This is a genomic window from Fulvimarina manganoxydans (genome assembly GCF_900176465.1).
In the GTDB taxonomy this organism is placed as follows: Bacteria; Pseudomonadota; Alphaproteobacteria; order Rhizobiales; family Rhizobiaceae; genus Fulvimarina; species Fulvimarina manganoxydans.
Genome location: NZ_FWXR01000034.1, coordinates 21,404 through 28,760, shown reverse-complemented (window position 1 = coordinate 28,760; position 7,357 = coordinate 21,404). Strand labels below are relative to the sequence as shown.

3 protein-coding genes are annotated in these 7,357 nt (G+C 59.2%); 2 read left to right on the top strand and 1 reads right to left on the bottom strand.

Features of this window, described 5'->3' with window-relative positions:
* Positions 1–170 precede the first annotated feature (170 nt).
* Positions 171–2,663: a hypothetical protein gene (locus B9A15_RS21535; RefSeq protein ID WP_084412939.1), complete on the top strand. Its 2,493-nt coding sequence runs from the start codon at positions 171–173 to the stop codon at positions 2,661–2,663.
* A gap of 136 nt (positions 2,664–2,799) precedes the next feature.
* A complete protein-coding gene (locus B9A15_RS21530) occupies positions 2,800–4,341 on the top strand; it encodes a class I SAM-dependent methyltransferase (RefSeq protein WP_084412937.1) in 1,542 nt (513 codons plus the stop codon).
* A gap of 182 nt (positions 4,342–4,523) precedes the next feature.
* Here B9A15_RS21530 and B9A15_RS21525 read toward each other — a convergent pair whose 3' ends face one another.
* Positions 4,524–6,914, bottom strand: a complete 2,391-nt coding sequence (locus B9A15_RS21525; protein ID WP_170923398.1) for a DUF4214 domain-containing protein — start codon at positions 6,912–6,914, stop codon at positions 4,524–4,526.
* Positions 6,915–7,357: the final 443 nt, after the last annotated feature.

The window sequence follows — 7,357 nt, the reverse complement described above, 5'->3', positions numbered from 1 at the left end:
CTCCGCGCCGCCGCCCGTCGCTCACCCCGCCCAGCCAAGCAACCCAACCGCCGGAAACGAACTTTCGGCTGGATAAAACTTGGGGGCAACGTCAACGTTCACCTTATCCCGCTGCTCGAAATGCCCCGGCGCGGCTCGGGGTGATGGCAAGCCACTTTTGAGAGGACCTCATGGCTACCGCACAAGAGACAATCGCAATCTACAACGCTGTTCTGCAGCGCGCCCCGACCGACGCCGAACTGGCGTCCTTCGTCGCCAACAGCCAGACGGCTCAGAGCGAAGCGACCCAGATCGACCTTCTGGTCAATTCGTCGGAAGCCAACGACTTCGTCGCGCCGATCATCCGTCTTTATCAGGCGACCTTCGGCCGCGTGCCGGATGCCGACGGTCTCGACTTCTGGACCGACGCGCTTCGCACCCAGGTCCAGAACGGTGGCGACACCTTCTCGATCCTGACGCAGATCAATGCCGGCTTCGCCGCTTCGAGCGAGTTCGCGACCCGCTTCCCGAGCGCTTCCGAGAGCGGTCTCGTCACCGAGGACTTCCTCACCGATCTCTATCAGCAGACCTTCCAGCGCGACCCGACCGACGCTGACAAGGAATTCTACATCGGCAAGACGATCGCCGCGACCCTCTCGGCCTTCGCGCAGTCCTCCGAGACGATCAACGACTTCGGTCCTTATGTCGATCTGTTCCTGAACAAGGCCGCCAATGGCACCCAGGACAACAGCGGCAGCCTGCTCGACGCCAATGACGACGGCACGGTCAACCAGGACGACGTCGACACTGTCACGCCGGATCAGGTGTCGTCCTTCACTCTGACGACGGGTGTTGACAATATCACGGGCACTTCTGGTTCTGATAACATTTCTAACGGTGTTGTCGGTACGACCGCCCAGAACGCGACGTTCAACAACGGCGACGTCATCGATCTTGGCGCCGGCACGGATTCCTTCGACATTGTCGTGGCGACCGCTGCTAACTGGCCAACCGCGGCTTCGGTTTCGAACGTTGAGAACTTCTTCATTCGTAGCGCCGATGCAGGCGATCTTTCGTTCGCTGCTGTGAGCGGCGCCGAGCAGATCTGGAGCAACAAGTCCAGTGATGGACTTCAGGTCATCGACATTCAGAACAATGTCACCCTCGGCCTGAAGGACACGACGCAGGCGTTCTCCGCGACATTCGGAGCCGACAAGGTTGGTGGTGCGACCTCGACGCTGAACGTTGCGACAATGGGCTCGACGGCCACGCTGACTGTCGACGTCGATGGCGCGGACGTATTCACGAAGGCTGCGATCAACTCGACGGGCACCAAGTCGGCATTGACGCTTGACGCTGCCGACGATACCGATGTCGCGCTGACGGAATTGAGCGTGAGCGGCGATGCATCGCTTTCGCTCATCGCCGGTGCCGGTGCCGAAGTGGAATTCGATGGCCTTACGAAGCTCGACGCTTCGGCAATGACCGCTGGCGGCCTGACGATCGATCTGACTGGCAACGCGACTGGTACGACCAAGCTTGCGTACACGGGTTCTGCTGGCAACGACACGGTTACGTTCGCGACGGCGGACCTGACGTCCAGCATGTCGCTGAACGGCGGTGCTGGCACTGATACGTTGGCCGTCACCGGCAACGCCACCGCCGATAGCACGCTTGTTTCGCTGACTGCTGGCGCCAAGGTCAGCAACTTTGAGGTGCTGCGTGCAGAAGCTCTGACGCTGGATGACGGCGTAGATCTGACGATCGATGCGTCTGCGATTTCTGGTCTTTCGGAAGTGCAGCTGCAGGCGATGGAAGGGACAGCTGGCGCTCCTGGTTCTACCGCGAACGTGACTAACCTCGATAGCGGCGACAAGGTCACGTTCCTGGGCGATCAGGGCACCGACCTCACCAACACGCTGTCCTTCAAGGCCACGGCTCTTACGGCTGACACTCGTAGCCTTACTGTCGAGCTCGGCGACGGCGCTGGGGTCGACGGCACCAAGAATGGCGTGACGATCGACTCGCTGAATGTCGCGAAGGCGACGGACGTGACGGTCAACTCGGTCGGCGGTGCCAACACGGTGACTACTCAGACCACAACAGACCTCAAAAACCTGATCGTCACTGGTGACAAGCAGGTGACGTTCTCGGCAGCGATTGACGGCGATAATCTCGCTTCGATTGACGCGTCTGGCATGACTCTTTCGAAGGTCACCGATGCCGGTCTGACCATGAGCGCGGCTTCCACAGCCGTTGCGACTGGCGGACTCACGATCACCGGTTCGTCCGGTGTTGACGCGATCTTCGCTTCCGAAGAGGCTGGCTCGAAGACTACGATTAATGGCAGCACGGGTGCTGACACGATCACGCTCGATGGTGGTAACAACAGCCTGGATACGATCGTTTACACGTCTGCCGATCAGCTCGGAAAGACAACGGCAACGACTGACGAGATCGTGAACTTCGACATCAACAATGACGTTCTGAAGTTCAGCGGGATCGAGTTCGCCGGTACGTTCGCGGTGCAGGGCACTCAGGCCTTCGCCGGCAGCGGAAATGCTTCGGCATATGTCGATGGCAGCAACGACCTCGCGATCGACTTCAACGGCGATGGCCAGCTTGATGCGCTTATCGTTGGTACCTTTACCGGTATCACGAACGGTAACTTCGACATCGCGTAATCTGACGAGCTAGTTACGCTAAAAATTGAGGGTCGCAGTGCTTAAAGGCATTGCGACCCTCTTTCTATTTCTATCGGTCAGTCTAGCTTAGCATTATACGTTCCGTTTGAGGCCTACCGATGGATTTAAAGAGCTTATGGCAACTTGGACTGCTGGCTACGTCGCCAATATCGGCTACACTCATGGCTTTTACCGCGAGCTGACTCCGGTCCTCTTATCCTTTTTGGCGCTAACGCGCAGCTACGCGGGGCCGGCGCTCGATCGCCCACTGCAGATCTGCGAGCTAGGCTGCGGCCAGGGCTTTTCCATGAACTTGCTGGCGGCGGCGAACCCGCATTGCCAGTTCCACGCCACCGACTTCAACCCGTCCCAGATCGCCGGGGCGAAGGCGCTGGCCGGTGAGGCGGGGCTCTCCAACGTCCATTTCCACGACACGGCCTTTGCAGATTTCGCTGCCGAGGCGAGCCTGCCGGAGGCGTTCGACGTCATCGCGTTGCACGGCATCTATTCCTGGATCAGCCCGGAAAACCGCGCCGCGATCGTCGATTTCATCGCGAAAAAGCTAAAGGTCGGCGGTCTCGTCTATATCTCCTACAACGCGCTGCCCGGCTGGGCCTCCGGCATGCCGCTGCGCCGGCTCTTCGTCGAGCGGGCGGGCTCGGCCTCCGGTCCGATCGGTCCGCGCATCGAGGACGCGCTCGCCTTTGCCGGGCGGCTGAAGGACGTCAATGCCGGCTTCTTTCGTGTCAATCCCGGCACGGGCGAGCGGCTTGACCGGATCAAGGGCCAGAACCGCAACTATTTGGCCCATGAATATTTCAATCGGGACTGGACGCCCTTCTATTTCACGGATGTCGCGGAGGAGTTGAGCGCGGCAAAGCTTTCCTTTGTCGGCTCGGCCGCGCTGCTCGAAAGCGTCGATGCGATCAATCTGACGGCCGAACAGCAGGGGCTTCTCGCCGAGATCGGCGATGTCGCCCAGCGTGAGACGGTGAAGGACTTCATCTTCAACCAGCAGTTCCGCCGCGACGTTTTCGTCAAGGGGCCGCTGCCGCTCTCGCCTCGTGCGGCGCAAAGCGCCTGGGCCGAGCAGCGCTTCGCCCTCTCGACCCGGCGCGAGGACGTGCCCCTGACGGTCATGGGGATTTTGGGCGAGGCCAATCTTCAGCCGGAAGTCTATGGACCGCTTCTGGATGGCTTGGCGAACGGCCCGAAAACCGTGCGCGATCTCGTCTCCGACCCCGACATTGCCGCTCTCGGCTGGGCCCGGCTGACCCAAGCCTTCACCGTGCTCGTCGGTTCCGGCCATCTCCAACCCTGTTTGCCCGCACGGGACGAGGCCAAGCGGGCGAAGACAACCAAAGCTTTCAACCAGGCGGTCGTCGCCCGCGCCAAGGACGGCGCCGATCTCCAATTCCTCGCCTCTCCTGTGACCGGCGGCGGCGTGTCCCTGGATCGCTTTCAGCAGTTGTTCCTGGGCGCCCTGTGGGAGGGCAAGAAGACGCCCACCGAGTGGGCTGACGCCGCGTGGCAGGCCCTCGCCGCCCAAGGCCAGCGCCTCGTCAAGGGGGGCAAGACGCTGGAGAGCGAGGCGGAGAACCGGGCTGAGCTGACAGCGCAGGCGGAGGGTTTCGCGGAGAAGCGGCTGCCGGTGCTGAGGAATTTGGGGATTGCGTGAGCGGAACGGGGGCTACGCTATCGCCTGACAGACAAGGCGACAGCAAAATAAATCCCTGAATGACATGCCTTTCGAGGCCTGCGAAACGCGCGCCTTGTCCCGACTAAACAAGAGCGCGTGACAATTGAAAACACCCGTCGCAGGATCGCGGCGGGTGTTTCCCATCTAATATCAAATATTCCTTACTGCATCTGCATCTCGAAGAACCCATCGTCAGCGCCGACGACACTGACAGCATCGTCGGAAAGGTCTACACCATTCCCGTATGCCTGAAGGGCGCCGAGAAGGTCCTCAAGAGAGGAGAATGTCCACGTCTCATTCTCTCCAGCGCCCGTGCCGAAGATGGCGTTGGCTGTGTCTCCGCTAAAGACCAAGTCGGCTAGCGTCAGCGAACCGATATCGTTTGATGCCTGCCCCTGGAAGAATTCCAGACCGATCGTATTTTCGTCTAAGACGAAGGTTGAATTCTGGACAGACACGGAGTCAGCCTGCTCAACTCCAACGTTGGCGTACTCATTATTTAAGAAGAGGACGCCAGAAACCTGTCCGGCCGTTCCATTGTTATAATATACGCCGTAGTTCCAGCCGCTCACTTCACTATCATAAAGGTTGATGGTGTTCACGACATCGCCGCCTGTAACTTCGGTTACCGAGGCGATCGCTGTATCCGAAGTGGCACCGGTCCCGTTGAGGAAAAGGTTGTAGCCGTCTATAGTGGCGCCGCCTTTCGCGTAGAGTCCAGTTTCGCGAGTGACTCCGTTGCCAGTCGTGCCCCCGAAGATGATAAGGTCCCGGAGCTCAACGCTTGCTCCGTCAGCGAGGATACCTTCAACGCTTGACTGGCTTCCGGTGCCGACAAGGCTCAGATCCTTATCGATCACAATTTGACCTTCGAATGCGCCGCCAACTGCGACGGTATCATTCTCTCCTGCTGCATCGATGGCGTTATTGATGCTGCCACCGCTGCCAACGAGCACAACGCCACCCGTCTCTCCAAGATTCAGAGAGCCATCGTGCAGCAGCTCGAATGGATTGCCGCCTTCATACACATTGACGACGACATCCGTCGTGTTCGCATCGAGAACGAATGCGTCGAGGACTTGGCCACCTTCGACGCCGATGTCCTCGCCGTTTGTAGCAAAAGACGATCCCGAGACGCTCAGCGAGGTACCAGTACCAACCCCACCGATAGCGGCGGCGTTGCCAGTGAACGAGGAAGATGTAACTTCAATCGAATTACCACGCGATACGCCGGCATAGATGCCGGTAGTGAGATCGGAGAACGTCGAATCGTCCACGTAGAGGCTTACAGGCCCACCAACGGTTTCGCTTAGGAGAATACCCCGAACCGGGACGCCTTCACCTGCCGCGTTTGTGAAATTGACATCTTCAATACGGATAATCGATGCCTCGCCCGAATTTCCGACATAAATGCCAGACTCTTCTTCGCGCCCGGCAACCGATAAATCAAAATTATCAAGGTTGAATTCGGCAACGTTCATCAGCTGAAAGCCGCTGAGCAGCGTCGCACCCTCACCCGCGACGATGGAAACAGAGTTTAAATTTTCGAAGGAAGTGCCTTCAAAGCGGAAGTCGGATGTCATGAAATATCCGACATCTGTGTTCAGCTCTTCTTCGGCCATGATGCGAAGCGCTGTTGGGCCCTCTTCTAGCTCATTACCAAAAGCAATCTGCCAACCTTCTCCATTGTGATTGACGAACCCCGTTACATCCGCACCGTCGTCCGAAACGATGCGCACGCCATCGTTCGTGATCGATTTGATAATGCTCGTGCTCTCGAGAGTATCGGTAAGTCCGCCTCTTTCGAAAACGAGTTGCCCGTCTTCGTTTACGCTGACTGTGACGACGCCTCCTGCGGAGCCGTTGAACGTTAGCGCACCTTCTTCGCTCAAATTAACCGCAAATGTAACTACTCCTCCACCATTGCCAGTGCCCGGATCGGTAACGTCGCCGCCATCGCCTTCATCGTCCCCGCGCAGGGAATCGCTGTTAGTCGCATCGTCGATCTGGCCGTCCTTCACATCGGCATAATAGGCGCGCAGTGCGGCGCCGATGTCGCCCTGCACTTCCGAGGAGCCGATGAAGGTGGTGGTGAAGTTGCCGGCCTGGATCGTGCCGTTCTGCAGGGCGCTCAGCCAGAAGGCCTGGCCGTCGGCATCCGGCGTGCGGCCGAGAATGTTGGTATAGAAGAGATTGACCAGATCCTCATTGGTCGGGTTCGCGCCGATGCCCGGATTGACCACGGCGAATTCGTTGGTCGTCACGAAGCTCTCGATGAGGTCGCCGAAAGTGAGCGAGCCATTCTGGATCGCCGTCGTCCAGAATTCGAGGCCGGCGGGCTCGGGCGTACGCTCCAGGAAGGCCTGATAGAGACCGATGATCGGCAGGATCACGGTCTGGATCTCGACGACCTCTTCGGTCTCGCCGATCTCCGCCGCATAGGCATCCTGTCCGCGATCCGCGATGGCCGTCAATCCGGCATCGATTTCCGCCTGGGTGGGGTTGCGGAGGGCCAGGCGCTGATAGAGGTCGATGATAAATTGCTCGTCCATGAATTCCGTCCAACTCTTTGAAAACATAAGGGAGGCGGGATCGCCCGCCGGAAGGAAGACATGGCAAACTTATTGTTTGCAAGGAGTATATAAATAGATCGTTAACGTTGTCGGCCTGACGAAGCGGAAGCGAGGGTGGCGGCCGGAAAAAAGCCGACCTTACCAGAAGCTTACCGTTTTGCAGCAAGACTATCACTAATGCGTGATTTGCTACACTCGCACGGGCGGTGAGGCCTTTGCCTTCGGCCCGATCGCCCGCCTGAGTCGGCCCCCAATCGCTTCGCCGCCCTCAAAGCATCGGCGCCCCCGCCCTGCCGCTTTCGGAACGCCGAAGGGATCGCGGGGGACGTCCATGCGCAGGACAACGCATGCACAGACCTTGGTTTGCCGAACGCCGCCGGCGGGGTTTGGCGGCCGCCGCGCTCCTCCCCATCCGGTCGAGC

Excerpts from the sequence above, each read along its gene's own strand:
- B9A15_RS21535 (WP_084412939.1), top strand. The coding sequence starts at position 171 with ATGGCTACCGCACAAGAGACAATCGCAATCTACAACGCTGTTCTGCAG.
- B9A15_RS21530 (WP_084412937.1), top strand. The coding sequence starts at position 2,800 with ATGGCAACTTGGACTGCTGGCTACGTCGCCAATATCGGCTACACTCAT.
- B9A15_RS21525 (WP_170923398.1), bottom strand. The coding sequence starts at position 6,914 with ATGGACGAGCAATTTATCATCGACCTCTATCAGCGCCTGGCCCTCCGC.